This window comes from Arthrobacter sp. NPDC080082 (genome assembly GCF_040686595.1).
Lineage (GTDB): Bacteria > Actinomycetota > Actinomycetes > Actinomycetales > Micrococcaceae > Arthrobacter.
In genome coordinates this window covers 252,344-272,374 of record NZ_JBFBKQ010000005.1, presented here as the reverse complement: position 1 = coordinate 272,374, position 20,031 = coordinate 252,344, and the positions used below count along the sequence as shown (strand labels likewise).

Genomic DNA, 20,031 nt, shown 5'->3' with positions numbered 1-20,031 from the left:
GGCGTTAGAGTTGTAAGGCATGTCTACTACCCGCAAGGAGGGCCGTTGGGAATCTTGGAGAGCATCCGGAGTCCGCAGGACCTGAACACGTTGTCCCAGGCGCAGCTGGACCAGCTGGCCGCCGAGGTCAGGGAATTTCTGATCGGCAATGTGTCCCAGACGGGCGGTCACCTCGGGCCGAACCTCGGCGTCGTCGAACTCACCATCGCCGTGCACCGCATCTTCGACTCGCCGCGCGACAGCATCGTCTTCGACACCGGACACCAGTCCTACGTGCACAAACTCCTCACCGGACGGCAGGACTTCAGCACCCTCCGCCAGCAGGGCGGCCTCTCCGGCTACCCGGACCGCGGCGAGTCCGAGCACGACATCGTCGAAAGCTCCCACGCCTCCTCCTCGCTGTCCTGGGCGGACGGCATCTCCCGCGCCCGCCGGCTTACCGGCGACGGCGACCGGTACGTGATCGCCGTCGTCGGCGACGGCGCCCTCACCGGCGGCATGGCCTGGGAGGCCCTGAACAACATCGCCGCGGACAAGAAGCGCCGCGTGGTGATCGTCGTCAACGACAACGGCCGGTCCTATGCCCCGACCGTCGGCGGCCTCGCCGACTACCTCGCCTCGCTGCGCCCCACCATCGACTCACTCCGTGCCGCCCCCGCCTACGAGGGTGCCCTGGACTGGTGGAAGAAGCGGCTGCAGAGCGGTGGCCCGGTGGGCCAGTTCACCTACAAGAGCCTCCACGCCATGAAGAAGGGCATCAAGGACTGGTGGGCCCCGCAGGGCATGTTCGAGGACCTCGGCATGAAGTACATCGGCCCCGTGGACGGCCACAACCTCCAGGCGATGGAAAACGCCCTCTCCACGGCCAAGAACTACGCCGGGCCCGTGATCGTGCACGCCATGACCGAGAAAGGCCACGGCTACGCCCCGGCCCGCGCCCATGAGGCGGACCAGTTCCACGCCGTCGGCATCATCGACCCGGAAACCGGCGAACCCACCGAGGCCGGCGGCGCCAAGTCCTGGACCTCCGTCTTCGCCGACGAGATCGCCGACATCGCGGACGAGCGCGAGGACATCGTGGGTATCACCGGCGCCATGCTGATCCCCGTGGGCCTGCACAAGTTCGCCGCGCGGCACCCGGAGCGCGTGTTCGACGTCGGCATCGCCGAACAGCACGCCCTCACCTCCGCCGCGGGCATGGCCTTCGGCGGCCTGCACCCCGTGGTGGCCGTCTACGCCACCTTCCTCAACCGCGCCTTCGACCAGCTGCTGATGGACGTGGCCCTGCACAAGGCCGGCGTCACCGTGGTCCTGGACCGCGCCGGCGTCACCGGGCCCGACGGCGCCAGCCACCACGGGATGTGGGACATGGCGATGGTTCAGATCGTCCCCGGCCTGCACCTGGCCGCCCCGCGCGACGCCACCCGGCTGAAGGAAGAACTCCGGGAGGCCGTCGCCATCGAGGACGCCCCCACCGTGCTGCGCTACTCCAAGGGCAGCGTCGGCGCCGAGGTCGAGGCGCTCGAACGCCTGGCCGACGGCGTGGACGTGCTCGCCCGCCGGCCCGCCGGCTCCACTGACAACGACGTGCTGATCGTCAGCGTCGGCGCCATGTCCGAGCTGGCCCTCGACGTCGCCGGCCGGCTCGGGGCGCAGGGCATCAGCTCCACCGTCATCGACCCGCGCTGGGTGCTGCCCGTGCCCGCCTCGGTGATCGCCCTCGCCTCCCACCACCGCTTGGTCATCTGCATCGAGGACGGCGTCCGGGCCGGCGGCGTCGGCTCCCGGATCCGCCAGGAGATGCGCGCCGCCGGCGTCGACACCGCCCTGAACGAGGTTGGCCTGCCGGTCGAATTCCTGGACCACGGCACCCGCAGCCAGGTACTCGAACGCGTCGGCCTGACCGCCCAGCAGATCACGCACGACGTCGTGGCCCAGGTCCTCGGCACGAAGGTGCCGTTCGCGCGCCCGCTGCCCGGCCAGGAACACCCCAGCACCGGCAGCCTGCCGATCCTCTGACCGAACCACCAAAGGACACACAGCATGAGCGGCATCATCCGCGTCTACAAGCGCGACGAGGAAGGGGTCCTGCACTTCCGGGAGGCCTGGATCGACGAGGAATACTCCGAGTTCGTGATGAACCACGGCGTGGTAGGACACCAGAGCAAGACCGAGGAGACCGAGGTCGCCGACCCGGACGCCGGCGAATCCCTCATGGAGGCCTTCGCCGCCCAATGCGCCGAGGACGGCTACGCCGAGATCCCCGAGGAGGAGCAGTCCTGGGTGGTGGCCCAGTACGCCCTCAAGACCAAGGAGGGCACCAGCCGGGACCGCTACCTCGAGGAGAAGGCCAAGGACGCGCTGATCAGCCACCTGGCCTGGCGCGGCCTGGGCGTGGTGGACCGGTCCGAGTTCTCGGACGCCAAGCTGAACATCTTCTGCCTGACCCCGGACGTGGCCAAAACGGTCAACGCGATCAAGGTCTGCATCCGCGGCGAGGCCCTGGACTTCACCAAACTCAGCATCGGGGCGGCGCCTTATGGCTCCACGGACTATAAACTGAAACACTCCGCCAAGCCGTCCTCCAGCTTCTCGCTGTAGCCGGCGGCACCTGCACGGAGCCGGACCCGGCTCACCTGGAATTGGGGGCAGCGACTGGAAGGACACGCAATGACGCGCAAATCCCCACGACCCGGCAGCACCCCTCTCCCCGCGGGACTGGCCGCTCCGGCCCGCCGCTCCCTGGCGCACGCCGGGGTGGAGACGCTGGAACACCTGGTCCCGCTGGGCCGCCGCCAGCTCGCCGGCATGCCGGGCATCTGCCCGCGCACCCTGGCCCAGCTGCAGGACGCCATGGACGAGCACGGATTGGAACTCCCCGCCGGGTAGGCCGTTATAGGCTGAATTCCATGACTGATTACCGACGCGTAGGAAATTCCGGACTGACCGTCTCCGCCGTAGGCCTCGGCTGCAACAACCTGGGCCGGGCCGGCACCGCCACCGAGACGCAGGAGGGAACAGACGCCGTCGTCCACGCCGCGCTCGACGCCGGCATCACCTTCTTCGACGTCGCCGACGTCTACGGCCGCGAACCGGGCCTGAGCGAAACCATGCTGGGCAAGGCCCTCGCCGGCCGTCGCGACGACGCCGTCATCGGCACCAAGTTCGGCCTCGACATGAACGGCGCCAACGGCAACGACTTCGGCGCCCGCGGCTCCCGCCGGTACATCATCCGCGCCGTGGAGGCCTCCCTGCGCCGGCTCGGCACCGACTGGATCGACCTCTACCAGTTCCACACCCCGGACCCGCACACCCCCATCGAGGAGACCCTCGAAGCGCTCAACGAGCTCGTGACCAGCGGCAAGGTCCGCTACATCGGCCACTCCAACCGCGCCGGCTGGCAGATCGCCGAGGCCGAATACGTGGCCCGCGCCCGCGGCGGCGCCCGCTTCATTTCCAGCCAGAACCACTACAACCTGCTGGACCGCCGTGCCGAACAGGAAGTCACCCCCGCCGCGGAGGCCTACGGCCTGGGCGTCCTGCCCTACTTCCCGCTGGCCAACGGCCTGCTGACCGGCAAGTACGCCAAGGGCCAGGCCCCCGAGGGCTCGCGCCTGAGCCACACCCGCACCAACCTGGTCAACGACGCCGACTGGGACCAGCTGGGCCGGTTCTCCGCCTTCGCCGCGGAACGGGACCTCACCGAGATCCAGGTCGCATTCTCCTGGCTCGCCGCCCAGCCCTCGGTCAGCAGCGTCATCGCCGGCGCCACCCGCCCCGAACAGGTCCGGCAGAACGCCGCGGCCGTCGCCTGGGTCCCTGACGCCGCCGAACGGGCCGAGCTGGACGAGATCTTCCCGCGCACGCCGAAGGTTGCCCTGTTCTGAGCGAGCCCGTCCCCGGCGCCCCGGCCGCCGGTCCCCGCATCCTGATGGACGTCGACACCGGGATCGACGACGCCCTCGCCATCGTCTACCTGCTCTCCCGCCCCGAGGTGGAGGTGCACGCCATCACCTGCACCGCCGGGAACGTGGGTGCCCGGCAGGTGGCGCTGAACACCCTCTCGCTGCTGGAACTCTGCGGCCGCAGCGGGATCGAGGTGGCTACCGGCGCAGAGGTCCCGCTGCAGGTCCCTCTGGTCACCACCGAGGAAACCCACGGGCCGCAGGGGATCGGCTACGCCGAGCTCCCCGCCCCGGCCCGGCCCATCTCGGACCGGCACGCCGTCGACCTCTGGATCGAGGAGGCCCGCGCCCATCCCGGCGAGCTCACCGGCCTGATCACCGGTCCGCTGACCAACTTCGCCCTGGCCCTGCGCCGGGAACCGGAGCTGCCGCGGCTGCTGAAGACCCTCGTGATCATGGGCGGCAGCTTCTACTACCAGGGCAACACGACGCCGACAGCGGAGTGGAACACCCACGTGGACCCGCACGCGGCCAAGGAGGTCTACGCGGCCTATCGTGGCCTGCCCGAGGACAAGCTGCCGATTGTCTGCGCACTGGAAACCACGGAACGGATCGAGATGCGGCCCGAACACCTGCGGCGGCTGGGGGAGGCCGCCGGGCTGCCAGCGCCGGAGCTGGTGCTGCCGGAGCAGCCCGAGGGCCTGCGCAGCACCGCCGCGAATCCGCTGGTGGCCTGCCTTTCGGACGCACTCCGGTTCTACATGGAGTTCCACCGGCTCTACGACCAGGGCTACGTGGCGCACGTGCACGACGCGTTCGCCGCCTGCGCCGCCGCCGGGCGGACCCCATTCAGCACCCGGCTGGCGACGGTCGACGTCGAAACGGACTCGCCGCTGCTGATGGGAACCACGGTGGCGGACTTCCGCGGACTCTGGGGGCTGCCGCCGAACGCCCGGATTGTCTCCGGCAACGACCCCGATGCCTGCTTCGCCGAGCTGGTCGGCTCGGTCGGGGCGCTGGCCCGCACCCTGGGCCCGGAACCGATGCCGAACCCCGGGCCGGATCCCAGCCCGAACCCCGGGCCGGTCACCAGGGTCCGAAAAGGCTAAGATGGTAGCTGCGCCGAGGTGACATCAGGCGGACTTTGCCGACCCCAGCCGAAGGATCCCCATGTCACAGCAGCCCCTGACTCTCCCCGCGACCAGACCCCGCGACGGTGAACCCCGCGGCCGCCGTCGCCTGCTGCTGGAGATCGTCGGCGCCGTGGCCATCGCCGCCACCTACGTCTACTTGGTCCTGACCCAGCCCGTGGAACTGGCCGACGGCCCCACCAGCGCCTCCGCCCTCGTGGCCCTGGGCGGCTTCCTGCTCGGCGCCGTGCTGCTGCTCGTGGCCGTCCTGCCGACCCTGCCCACCTCCACCCTGGTGCTGATGCCGGTGGCGATCGTGCTCAACGTCGTCCTCGGCCAGCTGATCGGCACCACCGGGCTACCGTTCTACATCGACGCGGTGGGTACCGTCCTGGTCGCGGTCCTCGCCGGACCGGCCGCGGGCGCCGCCACCGGCGTCCTGGGCAGCATCATCTGGTCCTTCTTTAACCCCACCGTCCTGCCGTTCGCCGCCGGCGCCGCGCTGATCGGCTTCCTCGCCGGCATGGCCGCCCGCGCCGGGCTGTTCCGCCGCTTCTACCTTGCGCCCGTGGCCGGGTTCGTCACCGGCATCCTCGCCGGCGTCGTCTCCGCGCCCATCGCGGCCTTCGTCTACGGCGGCACCGCCGGCCTGGGCACCGGCGCCCTGGTCAGCGCCTTCCGGGTCATGGGGGACACCCTGCTGGCCGCCATCACCAAGCAGGCCCTGATCTCGGACCCGATGGACAAGGCGATCGTCTTCACCATCGCCGCCCTCCTGGCCTACGCCCTGCCGCGCCGCACCACCTTCCAGTTCCCCTTCGTCCGCCGCTTCCGGGTCCTGGCCGGCAAGGCCCCGGCCGCGCCCGACGCCTAGGGTGCGGCTGCACCCGCTCACCGCGCTCACGGCGGCGGCCTGCACCGCCGTCGTGACGACGGCGGCCGGCAGTTGGCCGCTGTCCCTGGCGGTCGCCGCCGGTGCGGCGCTGCTGGCCGCGGGGGCCGGCGTGGCCGGACGGGTGCTCGGCTCGGCGGCGGTGATCCTCGCCCCGCTCCTGCTCTCCCTGCTGGTGCTGCACGGGCTCTTCTTTCCCGAGGGACGCACAGTCCTGGCCGAGTGGGGACCGGCCCGGGTCACCACCGAAGGTCTTGCCTTCGCCCTCGAGCTGGCCACCCGCACCACCGCCTCGGTGCTGGTGCTGCTGCTGTTTTCCTTCACCGTCAGCGTGCCCGACCTGCTGGCCGCCCTCGCCGCCCGGCGGATCCCGCCACAGTTCAGCTTCGTGCTCGCCTCCGCCCTGACGCTGGCGCCCGGGATGGCCGCCCGGTTGGAACGCATCCGGCAGGCCCAGGAAGCCCGCGGCCTGGTGGTCTCCGGCGGCTTCCTCTCCCGGCTGGTTGCCGCCCGGCTGCAGGCTGTCCCGCTGGTCCTGGCCCTCGTGGACGACGCCGGCCTCCGTGCCCAGGCCCTGGACGCGCGCGGCTTCGGCAACCCGGGCCCGCGGACCAGCTACCGGGAACTCGAGGACCCGGTCGGGCAGCGGGTGTTCCGCGCCTGTGCCCTGCTGATCGCGGCCGCGGCCGTTGCGGTCCGGCTTGCCGGCGGCTGGTTGGCTATTGGCTTGCTGGGGGCTGGAGCATGAGCCTCCTTGCCGCCGAGATCCGTGGCTTCAGCTATCACGGCGACAACGCTCCGGCGCTGCGCGACGTCGACCTCACCCTGCGGCCGGGCACCCTCACCGCCGTCCTCGGCGGCTCCGGCAGCGGCAAGACCACCCTCGGCAAGATCCTAGCCGGCTGGCTCCGCGCCGGCTCCGCGGGCACCCTCCGCGGCGGCCTGGCGCTCGGCGGGGAACGCCTGGAATTCACCGGCGAGGACGGCGACCCCCGGATCGACCCCGCCGCCTGGTCCGTCCGGGTGGGCTACGTGCCGCAGGACGCCGCGACCATGCTCTCCACCGTCCGCCACACCGTGGCGGAGGAACTTGCCTTCGGCCTGGAGAACCGCGGTGTGCCCCGCCCCGAGATGCTCCGGCGGGTGGCCCTCACGGCCGAACGGACCGGACTCGGCGGCCTGCTGGAACGGAACCCGGAACGGCTCTCCGGCGGCGAACTGCGACGCCTGGCCGTCGCCTGCGCCGTGATCGGCGAGCCCGAGGTGCTGATCCTGGACGAACCGCTCGCCTCGCTGGACCCGGCCGGGGCCCAGGGCATCGCGCGCCTGGTGGGCGACCTCCGGGCGGCCGGGACCGCCGTCGTCGTGCTCGGACAGGCCGCCGACGGGCTCGCCCGCAGCGCCGCCCACTGGCTGGTCCTGGCGGATGGAACGGCCGTGGCGGCCGGGGAGCCCTACGACATCCCGGGGCAGGTGCTCCGGGACGCCGGGGTCCTGGCGGGCGACGCGGCCGGGGGAGTCCGGCACCCGGCGCCGGTCGACCCTGCCGCCGCCCCCGTCCTGGAGTTGCGGGACGTCGGCTTCGGCTACGCGCCCGGCGGCACCGGCCCGGCGCGTTCGAGGCGCCTGCTGTCCCGGCTCCGGGCCACCCCGCCCCGGCTCGGCAGTGAGCAGGCGGACGATGCCGGCACCCCTCCGCTGCTGCGCGGGCTCGACCTCGCGGTCGTGCCCGGCGAGATCGTCGCCGTGACCGGCCCCAACGGCGCCGGGAAGTCCACCCTGCTGCGGCTGGCCAACGGGCTCCTGCGGCCGCGACAGGGTGAGGTCAGGGTCCTCGGCGATCCCATCGCCGGGGTCCCGGCCGGCCGGGTGGCGGACTCGGTGGGCCTGCTCTTCCAGCAGCCCCGGGACCAGCTGTTCGAACGGACCGTGCTGCGCGAGGTTGGCTTCGGCCTGCGCCGGCTGGCCGGCCCGGACGGAGACCCCACGGCGCGCGCCATGGACGCCCTCACCGCCGTCGGCCTGGCCGGCGCCGCCGCCGCGCACCCCGCCGAGCTGCCCTCGTCCCGGCAGCGGCTCCTGGCCCTGGCCACCGTGATTGCCCGCCGCCCGGCCCTGCTGGCGCTCGACGAACCCACCGTCGGCCTCGACCGGCACGGCCTGGACCGGCTGCATGCCGCCGTCACGGACGCGGCCGCACGCGGCACGGGAGTCCTGCTGGTCACGCACGACGCCGCCTACGCACGGGCGGTCGCACACCGGGTCCTGGAACTCGACGGCGGGAGGCTCCGGGAGACGTGGCGGCGGCCCGCGCCCTGATCGCTGGCGATCTCCAACCCTTTTCCCGGTATTCCCCCAGCCACGGCCGATACCGTCCAGCCATGACCTCAAAAACCCTTGTCATCAACTCTGCCCTGGGCGCCCTGATTCTGGCGCTCGGAGCGGGCACCTACCTCTCCGTCACGGCCGCAGGGTCCACCACCCCGGCCGCCTCGGTGCGGACGGTTGCGGTGACCAAGGCCGGCATCTCCTCGGTGGCCACCGCCTCGGGCAACGTCACCTCCGCCACCACCACCGTGGTCAACGCCCAGAACTGCACCGGCGCCATCATCTCCGTCAGCGCCGCCGCCGGCCAACAGGTCGCCGCGGGCCAGCAGTTGCTGACCATCGATCCCACCAACGCCCAGAACGCGCTCAAGACCGCCGAGGCCCAGCTCGCCTCCGTCACCGCGCAGGCCAACCAGCAGGAGGTCAGTGCCGCCGGGCAGGTGTCCTCGGCGAACCAGAGCCTCGTCAACGCCCAGCAGTCCGCCAACCTGGACGCCGCCCAGCAGGCCGCGGCCGTGGCGGCGGCGCAGAAGGCCGTGGACGCGGACAACGCCGCCGTCACCGCGGCCCAGACGCAGCCGGTGCCCAACCCCAAACCGGCCAACTGGACGGACCCCGTCGTCGCGGCCCAGAACCAGCTCGCCAAGGATCAGCAGGCGCTCACCAACGCGCAGAACCAGTCCTCCTCCACCCAGCTCAAGGACAAGCAGCAGCTCGCCACCGCCTCCACCGCGCTGGGTAACGCCCAGAACTCCGCGGCCTCCGCCGGCGGTACCAACATCACAAGTGCCCAGGTGGCTGTGGAGACCGCGCAGGCCAACCTGGCCTCCTGCAACGTCAACGCCCCGGCTGCCGGCACGGTCACCGCCGTCAACGCGACGGTGGGCGCCCTCGCCGGGTCCTCCGGCGGCTCGGGCTCCGCGGCGGCGGGGTCCACCGGAAGCGGCGCAAGCAGCGGCGGGACGTCGGGCGGGTCCGCCGCCTCCGCCGGCAGCAGCACCACCGCGGCCAGCGGCGGCTCCTCCGCGGGCTTGGTCACCATCAGCGACACCACGCACCTCCAGGTGGTGGCCGGGTTCTCCGAGTCGGACATCGCCGCCATGAAGCCGGAGCAGACCGCCCAGTTCGTCTTCCCGGCCCTGAACGCCCAAGGCAACGCCCAGCCGGCCACCGCCGCACCGGTGACCGGCAAGGTGGTCTCCATCGCGCAGACCTCCAGCACCACCAACGGCGTCGTAACCTACCCGGTGACCGTGTCCATCGCCAACCCGCCCGCGGGCCTGCGCCTGGGCCAGAGCGCCAACATCACCGTCACCACCGCCGTCGCGGACAACGCGCTCCTGGTCCCGAGCCTCGCGGTGACCACCAGCGGCGACCGGCAGACCGTTAACGTCACCCGGAACGGCGTCACCACCCCCACCAAGGTCACCACCGGAATCACCGCCAACGGCAGGACCCAGATCCTGACCGGGCTCTCCGAGGGCGACCAGATCGAGCTGCCCGCCATCTCCAATACCCTGGACAGCGGCACCGGGACCACCCAGCAGGGCGGCGCCGGCTTTGGCGGGGCCGGGTTCGGCGGCGGCACCCGCGGCGGCGGCAGCCGGAACGGCGGCCAGTAGGCCATGGCGGCGGTCATCGAGCTGACCAACGTCAGCAAGGTCTATGGCAGGGGAGAGGCCGAGGTCCGGGCCCTGGACGGCGTCAGCATCGGAATCGAGCGCGGTGACTTCGTGGCCATCATCGGCGCCTCCGGGTCCGGCAAATCCACCATGATGAACATCATCGGCTGCCTGGACGCCCCCACCTCGGGCGGCTACTTCCTCGACGGCATCCGCACCGCTGACCTGGACGAGTACCAGCAGGCGCAGATCCGCAACCGCAAGATCGGTTTCGTCTTCCAGAACTTCAACCTCATCTCCCGCACCAAAGCCGCGGACAACGTGGCCATGCCGCTCGCCTACGCGGGCGTCGGCCGGCAGGAACGGCACACCCGGGCGCTGGCGATGCTCGACGCCGTCGGCCTCGCCAGCCGCGCCGACCACAAACCCTCCCAGCTTTCCGGCGGCCAGCAGCAGCGCGTGGCGATCGCCCGGGCGCTGGTCACCAACCCCGTGCTGCTCCTCGCCGACGAACCCACCGGCGCCCTCGATTCCCGGTCCTCCGACGAGATCCTGGACCTGTTCGAACGGCTGCACGCGGCCGGCCGCACCATCGTCATGATCACCCACGAGATGGACGTGGCGGAGCGCGCCGGCCGCGTGGTCCGGATGCAGGACGGGCGGATCATTTCCGACGTCCGGCAGCGTCCGCTCCGCGTCCCCGCCCTGGCGGCGGCGCAGTGAGCCTCCTGGAGTCCGCGCGCTTCGCCCTGGCCGGCGTCGCGGCCAACAAGCTGCGCTCGGTGCTCACCACGCTGGGCATCCTCATCGGCATCGCCGCGGTGATCGTCCTGCTCGCCGTCGGCGCCGGCACCAGCAACGCCATCAAGGCGCAGATCGGCAAACTCGGCACCAACGTGCTGACCGTCAGCCGCTCCACGTCGGTGGGCGGACGGGCCGGGGCCGGCACCGCGGTCAGCGGCACCCGGACCAGGAGCACCAACCTCACCCTGGACGACGAGAAGGCGCTGACGGACCCGGTGCTGGCGCCCGACGTCGCCCGCACCGCGCCGATCGTGCAGGCACAGGGGGTGACCGGGACGTACAACAACGCCACGCACTCTGTGGCGAGCTTCCTCGGCACCACGGCGCCCTACTTCACCATCAGCAACAGCACGGTGGCCGCCGGCAGCCTCTTCACCGACGCGGACCAGCAGGGGGCCGCTCCGGTCGCGGTGATCGGCGCCACGGTGGCCTCGGACCTCTTCGGCGCCTCCACCGCCTCCGCCGTCGGCCAGACCATCCAGCTCAACGGGCAGAACTTCACCGTGTCCGGGGTGCTCACCGCCAAGGGCTCCTCCGGCCTGAACGATCCCGATGACATCGTGGTGGTCCCGCTCTCGACGGCGCAGAGCAAGTTCACCGGCTACGCGCCGACGCTTGCCTCGATCACGGTCCAGGCGGCGTCCGCGGATGTGATGAACCAGGCGCAGAACGAACTGCAGATGATCCTGGACGCCCGGCACGGCGTGGATGCGACCAACCGCGATTACCAGATCCGGAACCAGGCACAGATCCTTACCACCGCCACCAACACCACCCAGACCCTGACCATCCTGCTGGGCGCCGTGGCGGCGATCAGCCTGCTGGTGGGCGGCATCGGCGTCATGAACATCATGCTGGTCACCGTCACCGAACGGACGCGGGAGATCGGCATCCGCAAGGCGATCGGCGCCTCCCGCGGCAGCATCGTCGCCCAGTTCCTGATCGAGTCGCTGATCATCTCCGTGATCGGCGGTGTGGCCGGGATCGTGATCGGGTTCGCCGGCAGCGCCTTCCCGGTGCTCGGTGTGCAGCCCGAGGTCCAGCCATGGACGGTGTGGCTCTCGCTGGCCGTCTCCGCCGTGATCGGCCTGGTCTTTGGTGTCTATCCCGCCAACAAGGCCGCGAAGCTGCGGCCCATCGACGCCCTCCGCTACGAATAGGACAGCCATGAAGAACGTATTTGCCGGCGCCGAGGGCGCACGCCGCCGCCGCGGGACCGTTGGGGAGAACGACGGCGGGGCCGACCTTGGGGGCACGGCCGCCGAAGCGGCCGGCACCCAGGCGCTGCCGGTGACTGCGGAGACCGGGTCCTGGGGAGGTCCGCACCCGGCCACGGACGCGCTGCCCGCCGAAGCTCCTGCCACTGCCGCGCCGGCTACTTCCGCGCCGGCTACCGGGACCGAGGCGCTTCCGGCGGTTTCCCCGGACCTCACGGACGCCGCGGATGAGCCGTTCGTCCCGCGCAGCCGCTACGTCATGGGCCGGTCCACCAAGATCCTCGTCTGCGTCGCCCTCGTGGCCGGCGGCATGTTCGCGGGCTCGGCCGTGCAGAAACAGATCGACGCCGGCAACCGCTCCCAGCGGGCCACCTTCGGAACCTTCCAGAACGGCGGCAACGCCGGATCCCAGAACGGCGGAGGCGCCGGTAGCACGACGCCGGGCCAGGGCCGCCGCGGCGGACAGACGGGCACCGGCGGGACCACCGGCACCGCCGGCGGCAGTGGAACCGGCGCGGGCGGGCAGTCGTCGGCGCCGGCCCAGGGCGGGAGCAAGTAGGGCGGTCCCGGTGGTGCCGAACGTTCCGGCGCACCGTACGGGCTTCCGCGGTGCGGTCCGCCCCTCCCGGTAGAGTGCGGGGCAGTTTCCTATCCCTCTCCCGTCCCGAGGAGAGGCGCATCAATCAACCGGAGGTCCGCCGCCCATGAATCCTGTCCGCGCCGAGATCGGCGCCGTCTTCGTCCCCGTCAGCGACATCGCGGCCGCGAGGGACTGGTACTGCGGCCTCTTGGGCGTACCGGCGGACGGTGAGATTCTCTTCGGCCACCTCTACCTGCTGCCGATGACCGGCGCCGGGCTGGTCCTGGACAGCAAAATCTTCTCCCCGGACGCGGTGTTCCGGGCGCCGGCCTTCCACCTGAACACCGGCGACATCGACGCCGCCCACCGCCACCTGACCGGCCTCGGCGGGGAAGTCATGGACATCACGGACGGCCGGTGGTTCACCTTCCGCGACCCGGACGGCAACCTGCTCATGGTGTGCGAGTGCTAGGCCGCCAGCTGCTGCAACGGTAGGGTCCGAAGGCAAAGCGCCGCCGCTCCCTGCCCGGAAAGGCAGGGAACGGCGGCGTTTGGTTGCCGGGTGATCCGGCAGCCTACGCGGCCGGCTCCGAGGCCACGCCCGCGGGCAGGAACTTCTTCCCGTTGACCCGCTCCGAGGCGCCCACCCGGTCCAGATAGGGGGTGATGCCGCCCAGGAACATCGGCCAGCCGGCACCCAGGATCATGCAGAGGTCGATGTCCTCCGGCCCGGCCACGACGCCCTCGGAGAGCATCAGCCCGATCTCCTCGGCCAAGGCGTCCTGCACCCGGCGCAGCACGTCCTCGCCGGTCGAGGGCGAGTCGCCGAAGCTCATCAGCGCCAGCGTTTCCTCGGGGATGCGGGGGGAGCCGGCCTTCACGGAGGCGGGGTCCCAGACGGAGGTCACGCCGTTGTCGATCAGGGCCTGCAGGTTCTTCGAGACCGGGAAGCGGTCGCCGAAGGCCGCGTGCAGGGATTCCTGGACGTGCTGCGCGACCGGCAGTCCCACCATGGCGCCGAGGACGAACGGCGTCATCGGCAGGCCCATCGGGCGCAGGGCGTTGTCCGCGACATCGGCCGGGGTGCCCTCGTCGAACGCGGCCGTGACCTCGCCCATGAGCCGCAGCAGGATCCGGTTGACCACGAACGCCGCGGCGTCCTTGACGAGGACGGCGGACTTCTTGAGTCCCTTGGCGAGGACGAACGCGGTGGCCAGGACGGCGTCGTCGGTCTTCGGCGCCCGGACGATCTCCAGCAGCGGCATCACGGCCACCGGGTTGAAGAAGTGGAAGCCCACCAGGCGTTCCGGGTGCTCCAGGTCCTCCGCCATGGCGGTGACCGAGAGCGAGGAGGTGTTGGTGGCCAGGATGCACTCGGGCGAGACGATCGCCTCGACCTCCTTGAACACCTGCTTCTTGACGTTGAGTTCTTCGAAGACAGCCTCGATCACGAAGTCGGCGTCGGCGAAGGCTTCCTTGGACACCGAACCGCTGACCAGTGCCTTGGTGCGGTTCGCGGCGTCGGGGCTGATCCGTTTCTTCGCCAGCAGCTTGTCCACCTCGCCGTGGACGTAGGTGACGCCCTTGTCCACGCGGGCCTGGTCGATGTCCGTCATCACTACGGGGACCTTGAGCTGGCGGGCGAACAGCAGCGCCAGCTGGCCGGCCATCAGGCCCGCGCCGACGACGCCGACCTTGGTCACCGGCCGGGCAAGCTTGCGGTCCGGGGCGCCTGCGGGCCGCTTGGCCCGGCGCTGCACCAGGTCCAGGAAGGCGTACACGGTGGAGCGGAACTCGTCTGTCTGCATCAGGTCGGCGAGGGTCTCGCACTCCAGCTCGGCCGACTCGGCCTGGGTCATGGTGCGGTTGGCCTCGAGGACGTCCAGGACCTTGGCCGGGGCGGGGGAGGCGTTGGAGGTCTTGGCCTCCACGAACGCCCGCCCCGCGGCGACCGCGCCGGCCCAGCGCTCGGCGACCGCGGGATCCGCGGGGTCGACGGCGGAGGCGCGTGCCGGGGTTTCGACGCCGGCGATCACCTTCGCGGCCCAGGCCACGGACTGCTCCACGAAGTCGGCCGGTTCGAAGATCGCGTCCGCGACGCCGAGGTCGAAGGCCTGCGGGCCGGTCAGGGTGCGGTTGTTGCTCAGCGGGTTCTCGATCATCACCTTGACGGCGTTCTCCGGCCCGATCAGCCGCGGCAGGATGTACACGCCGCCCCAGCCCGGAACCAGGCCGATGAACGCCTCCGGCAGCGCCAGGGCGCCCGCGCCGGTGGACACCGTGCGGTAGGTGGACTGCAGCGCGATCTCCAGCCCGCCGCCCAGGGCCAGGCCGTTGATGAACGCGAAGCTCGGCACGCCCAGGTTCGCCAGGGTGGAGTAGACCTCGTGGCCCAGCTGGGCCATCCAGAGGCCCTGCTCGCGGCCGCTGACCGATTTGACCGTGGACAGGTCCGCGCCGGCGACCAGGAAGTACGGCTTGCCGGTGACGCCGACGCCGACGATCTCGCCGCGGGCGGCCCGCTCGCGCAGGCCTTCGAGGACGGTGCCCAGCTCCACCAGGGTGTTCGGGCCCAGGGTGGTGGGCTTGGAGTGGTCCAGGCCGTTGTCCAGGGTGACCAGCGCGAACGTGCCCGGGCTGGTGCCGTTCACGGCTGGAAGCTCGATGTCCTGGACGTAGGAGTGGGTCACCGTCTCGTTCGGAAACAGGGTGGCTAGTTTCTGGAAATCGGCGGCGCTCATACTGCTGCTCCCGTCTCGGTGGCGGTGTCGCCCGTGGTGGTGGTCTCGGTGCCGTAGTCGGCGTGGTGCGGGTTCTCCCAGATGACGGTGGCGCCCATGCCGAGGCCGATGCACATGGTGGTCATGCCGTAGCGGACGAACGGGTCCTCTTCGAACTGTCGGGCCAGCTGGTTCATCAGGCGCACGCCCGAGGAGGCCAGCGGGTGGCCGACGGCGATCGCGCCGCCGTATCGGTTGACCCGGGGGTCGTCGTCGGCGATCCCGAAGTGGTCCAGGAAGCTGAGCACCTGCACGGCGAAGGCCTCGTTGATCTCGAACAGGCCGATGTCCTCGATGCCGAGGCCGGCGTTCTTCAGCGCCTTTTCGGTGGCCGGGACCGGGCCGATGCCCATGACCTCGGGTTCGACGCCGGCAAAGGCGTAGCTGACCAGGCGCATCTTGACCGGCAGGCCCAGTTCCTCGGCGGCGTCGGCGGAGGCCAGCAGTGCGGCGGTGGCGCCGTCATTGAGGCCGGCGGCATTGCCGGCGGTGACCCGGCCGTGCGCGCGGAACGGCGTGCGCAGCCCGGCGAGGTCCTCGACCGTTGTGCCGGGGCGGGGAGGCTCGTCCACGGAGTTCACGGTCCAGCCCTGGCCCGGCTTCATGGTGGCCACGGGGACCAGGTCCGGCTGGATCTGCTCCTTGGCGTAGGCCGCCGCGAGCTTGTCCTGGGAGGCGACGGCGTAGGCGTCGGTGCGCTCCTTGGTGATGGCGGGGAACCGGTCGTGCAGGTTCTCGGCCGTGTTGCCCATGTTCAGGGCGGCGGGGTCCACGATCCGCTCGGACATGAACCGCGGGTTCGGGTCCGCGCCGGCGCCCATCGGGTGGTTGCCCATGTGCTCGACGCCGCCGGCGATGACGACGTCATAGGCGCCGAAGCCGATGCCGCTGGCCGTGGTGGTCACGGCGGTCATGGCGCCCGCGCACATGCGGTCGATGGCGAAGCCGGGAACGGTGCGGGGCAGGCCGGCAAGCAGGGCCGCGGTGCGGCCGATCGTCAGGCCCTGGTCACCGGTCTGCGTGGTCGCGGCGATGGCAACCTCGTCGATCCGCCCGGCCGGGAGGGAGGGGTTGCGGCGCATCAGCTCGCGGATGCACTTGACCACCAGGTCATCGGCGCGGGTCCCGGCGTAGATGCCTTTCTCGCCGGCGCGGCCGAACGGGGTGCGCACGCCGTCGACGAAGACGACGTCGCGCACGGCGCGGTGGGCGGAGCGGGGGGTGCCGCTGCTGCGGGCTCCGCTGGGGCTGTCTTGGCTCACGTGTAACTCCTCATTGAGACAGGGGTGCCGGGCCCGTCCCCGCGGCCGGTGACGGCTGGTGCGCAGGACGGCCCTGGCGGCATCGCTAGCAATGTTACTCGTGAGTAACATCACAAGCAAGGAGCCTGTTCAACGATGTCGGAGCGTTCAATGACGTCGGAGTGTCTCCATACCGTCAGACGGCGGGCGGCGTGACCGGCTTGGGTTCCTTGGGCGGCAGCGGCTGCGGGTTGAGGAACGAGTCCGCGATCAGCCCGGCGGTGAGCTCGATCTGCCACTGGCGGGCGCCGAGGTTCTGCAACTCCTCGGCGATGCCCTCCTCGCTGACCTCGGCCGGCGGGCGCCAGGCCACGCGGCGCAGGAAGTCGGGGGTGAGCAGGTTCTCCACCGGCAGGTTCAGTTCCTCGGCCAGCGCCTGGAGCCGGGGACGTGCGGTGGCCAGGCGTGCCGCGGCCTCGGGGTCACGATCGGCCCAGACGCGCGGCGGCGGGGGAGCGTTGGTGGGCAGGTGCAGCGGAGGCAGGTCCTCAAGGTTGCGGGCGGTGCTGATGCAGCGGAGCCAGCGCGGGGCCTCGCGCTGGGCGGCACGGCCGTGGAAGCCCTTGGTGCCCAGCAGCTGCGGGACCGTGGTGGGCATCGCCTTGGCCGCGGCCACCAGGGAGGAATCGGGGATCAGCCGGCCGGGGGCGACGTCGCGCTTCTGGGCCAGGGAGTCACGTTCGAGCCAGAGTTCGCGGACCGCTGCGAGTTGCCGGCGGTCGCGGATCTGGTGCAGGCCGGAGGTCTTGCGCCACGGGTCCACCCGCGGCGGCGCCTGTCCGGCCTCAAGGATCGCGGTGAACTCCTGCTCGGCGTACTCCAGCTTGCCGTCCGCGGTCAGCAGTTCGATCAGTTCCTCACGGAGCTCGGTGAGGACCTCGACGTCGAGGGCGGCGTAGCGCAGCCAGGGCTCGGGCAGCGGCCGGGTGGACCAGTCTGCGGCGGAGTGTTCCTTCGCCAGGCCGAAGCCCAGGAGCTGTTCGATCACGGCGGCCAGGCCCACCCGGGGAAGTCCGGCCAGCCGGGCGGCGAGTTCGGTGTCGAAGAGTTTGTCCGGCCACATGCCCAGCTCGGAGAGGCAGGGGAGGTCCTGGCTTGCCGCGTGCAGGATCCATTCCACGCCGCGGAGCGCGTCGTTGATGATGGTCAGGTCGCGGAAGGGTTCCGGGTCGATCAGCCAGGTTCCGGCCCCCTCGCGGCGGATCTGGACCAGGAAGGCCCGCTGGCCGTAGCGGAAGCCGGAGGCCCGTTCGGCGTCGACGCCGGCGGGGCCGTGGCCGGCGGCGAGGGCCGCTGCGCACCGTTCCAGGCCGGCCTGCGTTTCGATCACGAGGGGGACGCCGTCGCGCGGGGCGTCCAGGTCGATGACCGCGGGAACCAGGCTGTCGAAGCCCTCGACGGTGATGTGCTCGGCTCCTCCGGGCTCCGGCGTGCCGCCCGCTGTGGCGGCGGCGGTGGGGGCGGCGGCTGGTGCGTCAGCCGTGTCTGCGGGGCTGGAGTCCGGTATCTGAGCGGTCATGGTAACTCCAGTTTACCGATAACCCCGCTGAGCAGGCCGAAAGCCGCTTGACGGGACACCGCGGCAGGGTCCGGCAAGGGGCGTAAACGGTGCTCCCAGGGGCGCCGGAGGGGTGCTCAGGCGAGCCGGGGGCGCCGGCGCGGGAGCACGGCCACGCCCTCGGGAAGCGGCGGCAGTCCGGCGAAGGTGCAGACCATGTCGGCCCAGGCCTCCAGGTGGGCGCCGATGTCCCGTCCCTCCGGGGTCCAGGAGGCCCGCAGCTCGATGTCGATGGTGCCGGGACGGTCCGCCAGCGTGCCGAAGCTTTCCGAGAGGACGCGGGTGGCGGTCCCGCCGGCGGAGCGGTACGGGGCCCGGTGGTTTTCCAGCGCCTCGACCAACCACGTCCAGGCCACGGAGCCGAGCATTTCGTCGTTGCCCATGTCGGGTTCGAGCTGGGCGCGGATGTAGGTGACGATCCGGAATTCGCCGTCCCAGACCTCGGAACCGTCCGGGTCGTGCAGGAGGATGAAGCGCCCGGTGGCGAGTTCGACGTCGTCGCTCCCGGCGGCCGGTGGCAGCGCCGCAGCCGCGGGGCCGTGGACCGGTGCCCCGTCGCCGGGTCCCACTACCTCGGCGCCGAGGGCGACGGCGAAGGGGGCCAGCCGGGCGGGGGCGGGGATCTCGTCGAGACGCAATTCGCTGCGGCAGCGGGCTTCGCGGAGGGTGCCCAGGGCGAAGAGGAAATCCGCCGGCGCCTGGTCGAGTGCAGTCACAGGGACAGGGTAAGCACGGGGTCCGCCCCGGCCGGGCAGGCTCGCCGCCGGGCCGGAGCGGAGGGACGCCTAGTGGTCCGCGAGTTCGTGCCGGATGGCGGCGACAAAGGCATCGACGTCGTCCTCGGTCGTGTCGAAGGAGCACATCCAGCGCACCTCGCGCCGCGCTTCGTCCCAGTCGTAGAACCGGAACGAGGCGCGGAGCCGGTCCGCCACGCCGGGAGGCAGGATGGCGAAGACGCCGTTGGACTCGGTCTTCTGGCTCAGCTCGACACCGGGGACGGACTCGACGCCGGCGCGCAGCCGGGCCGCCATGGCGTTGGCGTGCGAGGCGGATCGCAGCCACAGGTCGCCCTCCAGCAGGGCAATGAACTGCGCGGACATGAACCGCATCTTGGAGGCGAGCTGCATGTTCATCTTGCGCAGGTAGATCAGGCCGTGGGCGGCCTCGGGGTTGAGGGCCACCACCACCTCGCCGAACAGCAGGCCGTTCTTGGTGCCGCCGAAGGAGAGGATGTCGACGCCGGCGTCGCGGGTGAAGGCGCGCAGCGGCACGCCCAGGTGGGCGGCGGCGTTGGCCAGCCGGGCGCCGTCCATGTGCAGTTTCATGCCCTTGGCGTGCACGTGCTCGGCGATGGCCCGGACTTCCTCCGGGGTGTAGCAGGTGCCCAGTTCGGTGGTCTGGGTGATGGAGACGGCCAGCGGCTGGGCGCGGTGCTCATCGCCCCAGCCCCAGGCCTCCTGGTCGATCAACGCAGGGGTCAGTTTGCCGTCCGGCGTCGGGACCTGCAGCAGCTTGATGCCGCCGATCCGCTCCGGGGCGCCGTTCTCGTCCATGTTGATGTGGGCGGTGGAAGCGCAGATGACCGCACCCCAGCGGGGCAGCAGCGACTGCAGGGAGAGCACGTTCGCGCCGGTGCCGTTGAAGACCGGGAAGCACTCGATGCCGGTGCCGAAGTGTTCCTCCATCAGCTGCTGGAGGCGGGCGGTGTAGTCGTCCTCGCCGTAGGAGACCTGGTGGCCCTCGTTGGCGGCGGCCAGGGCGGCCAGCACCTCGGGGTGCACGCCGGAGTAGTTGTCGGAGGCGAAGCCGCGGACCGCGGGGTTGTGCAGCCGGGCGATCGTGGGTGCTTGTTCGGGGGTGTGGACCGCGCTGGTCATCGTTTCGTTCACGCTTTCAGTGTAGGCAGGTGCCGGT

Annotated in this window: 18 protein-coding genes; 13 read left to right on the top strand and 5 right to left on the bottom strand. The window is 71.4% G+C overall.

Annotation, left to right across the window (positions count from 1 at the left end):
* Positions 1 to 45 precede the first annotated feature (45 nt).
* The 13 genes from dxs (at position 46) to AB0O44_RS12310 (ending at position 12,950) form a co-directional block, all read left to right on the top strand.
* A complete protein-coding gene (gene dxs, locus AB0O44_RS12370; RefSeq protein ID WP_364137728.1) occupies positions 46 to 2,019 on the top strand; it encodes a 1-deoxy-D-xylulose-5-phosphate synthase in 1,974 nt (657 codons plus the stop codon).
* A gap of 24 nt (positions 2,020 to 2,043) precedes the next feature.
* Positions 2,044 to 2,601, top strand: a complete 558-nt coding sequence (locus AB0O44_RS12365; RefSeq protein ID WP_364137726.1) for a hypothetical protein — start codon at positions 2,044 to 2,046, stop codon at positions 2,599 to 2,601.
* Positions 2,602 to 2,670: 69 nt separating this feature from the next.
* Entirely contained in the window at positions 2,671 to 2,889 is a 219-nt protein-coding gene (locus AB0O44_RS12360; protein WP_290258105.1) for a hypothetical protein, read from the top strand.
* A 20-nt stretch (positions 2,890 to 2,909) separates the two neighbouring features.
* Complete coding sequence (locus AB0O44_RS12355) at positions 2,910 to 3,887, top strand: aldo/keto reductase (RefSeq protein ID WP_364137724.1); 978 nt, start codon at positions 2,910 to 2,912, stop codon at positions 3,885 to 3,887.
* 44 nt (positions 3,888 to 3,931) lie between these two features.
* Complete coding sequence (locus AB0O44_RS12350; RefSeq protein WP_364137722.1) at positions 3,932 to 5,014, top strand: nucleoside hydrolase; 1,083 nt, start codon at positions 3,932 to 3,934, stop codon at positions 5,012 to 5,014.
* Positions 5,015 to 5,075: 61 nt separating this feature from the next.
* Positions 5,076 to 5,909, top strand: coding sequence for an ECF transporter S component (locus AB0O44_RS12345; protein WP_364137720.1), 834 nt, complete (start codon positions 5,076 to 5,078; stop codon positions 5,907 to 5,909).
* A gap of 1 nt (position 5,910) precedes the next feature.
* Complete coding sequence (locus tag AB0O44_RS12340; RefSeq protein ID WP_364137718.1) at positions 5,911 to 6,675, top strand: energy-coupling factor transporter transmembrane component T; 765 nt, start codon at positions 5,911 to 5,913, stop codon at positions 6,673 to 6,675.
* Positions 6,672 to 8,246 carry an ABC transporter ATP-binding protein gene (locus AB0O44_RS12335; protein WP_364137716.1) on the top strand — a complete coding sequence of 525 codons (1,575 nt, stop codon included), beginning with the start codon at positions 6,672 to 6,674 and terminating at the stop codon, positions 8,244 to 8,246. Before AB0O44_RS12340 ends, AB0O44_RS12335 begins: the two co-directional genes overlap by 4 nt.
* A gap of 62 nt (positions 8,247 to 8,308) precedes the next feature.
* Positions 8,309 to 9,877 carry an HlyD family efflux transporter periplasmic adaptor subunit gene (locus AB0O44_RS12330; RefSeq protein ID WP_364137714.1) on the top strand — a complete coding sequence of 523 codons (1,569 nt, stop codon included), beginning with the start codon at positions 8,309 to 8,311 and terminating at the stop codon, positions 9,875 to 9,877.
* Positions 9,878 to 9,880: 3 nt separating this feature from the next.
* Positions 9,881 to 10,600 carry an ABC transporter ATP-binding protein gene (locus tag AB0O44_RS12325; RefSeq protein ID WP_290258096.1) on the top strand — a complete coding sequence of 240 codons (720 nt, stop codon included), beginning with the start codon at positions 9,881 to 9,883 and terminating at the stop codon, positions 10,598 to 10,600.
* The gene (locus tag AB0O44_RS12320) at positions 10,597 to 11,841 is read left to right on the top strand and encodes an ABC transporter permease (protein ID WP_364137712.1); all 1,245 of its coding nucleotides are present in this window, start codon (positions 10,597 to 10,599) and stop codon (positions 11,839 to 11,841) included. The genes AB0O44_RS12325 and AB0O44_RS12320 overlap by 4 nt, the downstream gene beginning before the upstream one ends.
* A 7-nt stretch (positions 11,842 to 11,848) precedes the next feature.
* Entirely contained in the window at positions 11,849 to 12,457 is a 609-nt protein-coding gene (locus AB0O44_RS12315; protein WP_364137710.1) for a hypothetical protein, read from the top strand.
* 145 nt (positions 12,458 to 12,602) lie between these two features.
* Positions 12,603 to 12,950: a VOC family protein gene (locus tag AB0O44_RS12310; RefSeq protein ID WP_364137708.1), complete on the top strand. Its 348-nt coding sequence runs from the start codon at positions 12,603 to 12,605 to the stop codon at positions 12,948 to 12,950.
* 103 nt (positions 12,951 to 13,053) lie between these two features.
* Here the strand turns inward: AB0O44_RS12310 and AB0O44_RS12305 are convergent, their stop codons facing one another.
* The 5 genes from AB0O44_RS12305 to AB0O44_RS12285 form a co-directional block, all read right to left on the bottom strand.
* Positions 13,054 to 15,219, bottom strand: a complete 2,166-nt coding sequence (locus tag AB0O44_RS12305) for a 3-hydroxyacyl-CoA dehydrogenase NAD-binding domain-containing protein (protein WP_364137706.1) — start codon at positions 15,217 to 15,219, stop codon at positions 13,054 to 13,056.
* Positions 15,216 to 16,457, bottom strand: coding sequence for an acetyl-CoA C-acyltransferase (locus tag AB0O44_RS12300; RefSeq protein WP_364137962.1), 1,242 nt, complete (start codon positions 16,455 to 16,457; stop codon positions 15,216 to 15,218). The genes AB0O44_RS12305 and AB0O44_RS12300 overlap by 4 nt, the downstream gene beginning before the upstream one ends.
* Positions 16,458 to 16,695: 238 nt before the next feature.
* Positions 16,696 to 18,078 carry an HRDC domain-containing protein gene (locus tag AB0O44_RS12295; protein ID WP_364137704.1) on the bottom strand — a complete coding sequence of 461 codons (1,383 nt, stop codon included), beginning with the start codon at positions 18,076 to 18,078 and terminating at the stop codon, positions 16,696 to 16,698.
* Positions 18,079 to 18,194: 116 nt separating this feature from the next.
* Positions 18,195 to 18,833, bottom strand: a complete 639-nt coding sequence (locus AB0O44_RS12290) for a DUF3000 domain-containing protein (protein WP_364137702.1) — start codon at positions 18,831 to 18,833, stop codon at positions 18,195 to 18,197.
* Between the two features lie 69 nt (positions 18,834 to 18,902).
* On the bottom strand, positions 18,903 to 19,994 hold the full coding sequence (locus AB0O44_RS12285) for a low specificity L-threonine aldolase (RefSeq protein WP_364137960.1): 1,092 nt from the start codon (positions 19,992 to 19,994) through the stop codon (positions 18,903 to 18,905).
* Positions 19,995 to 20,031 lie beyond the last annotated feature (37 nt).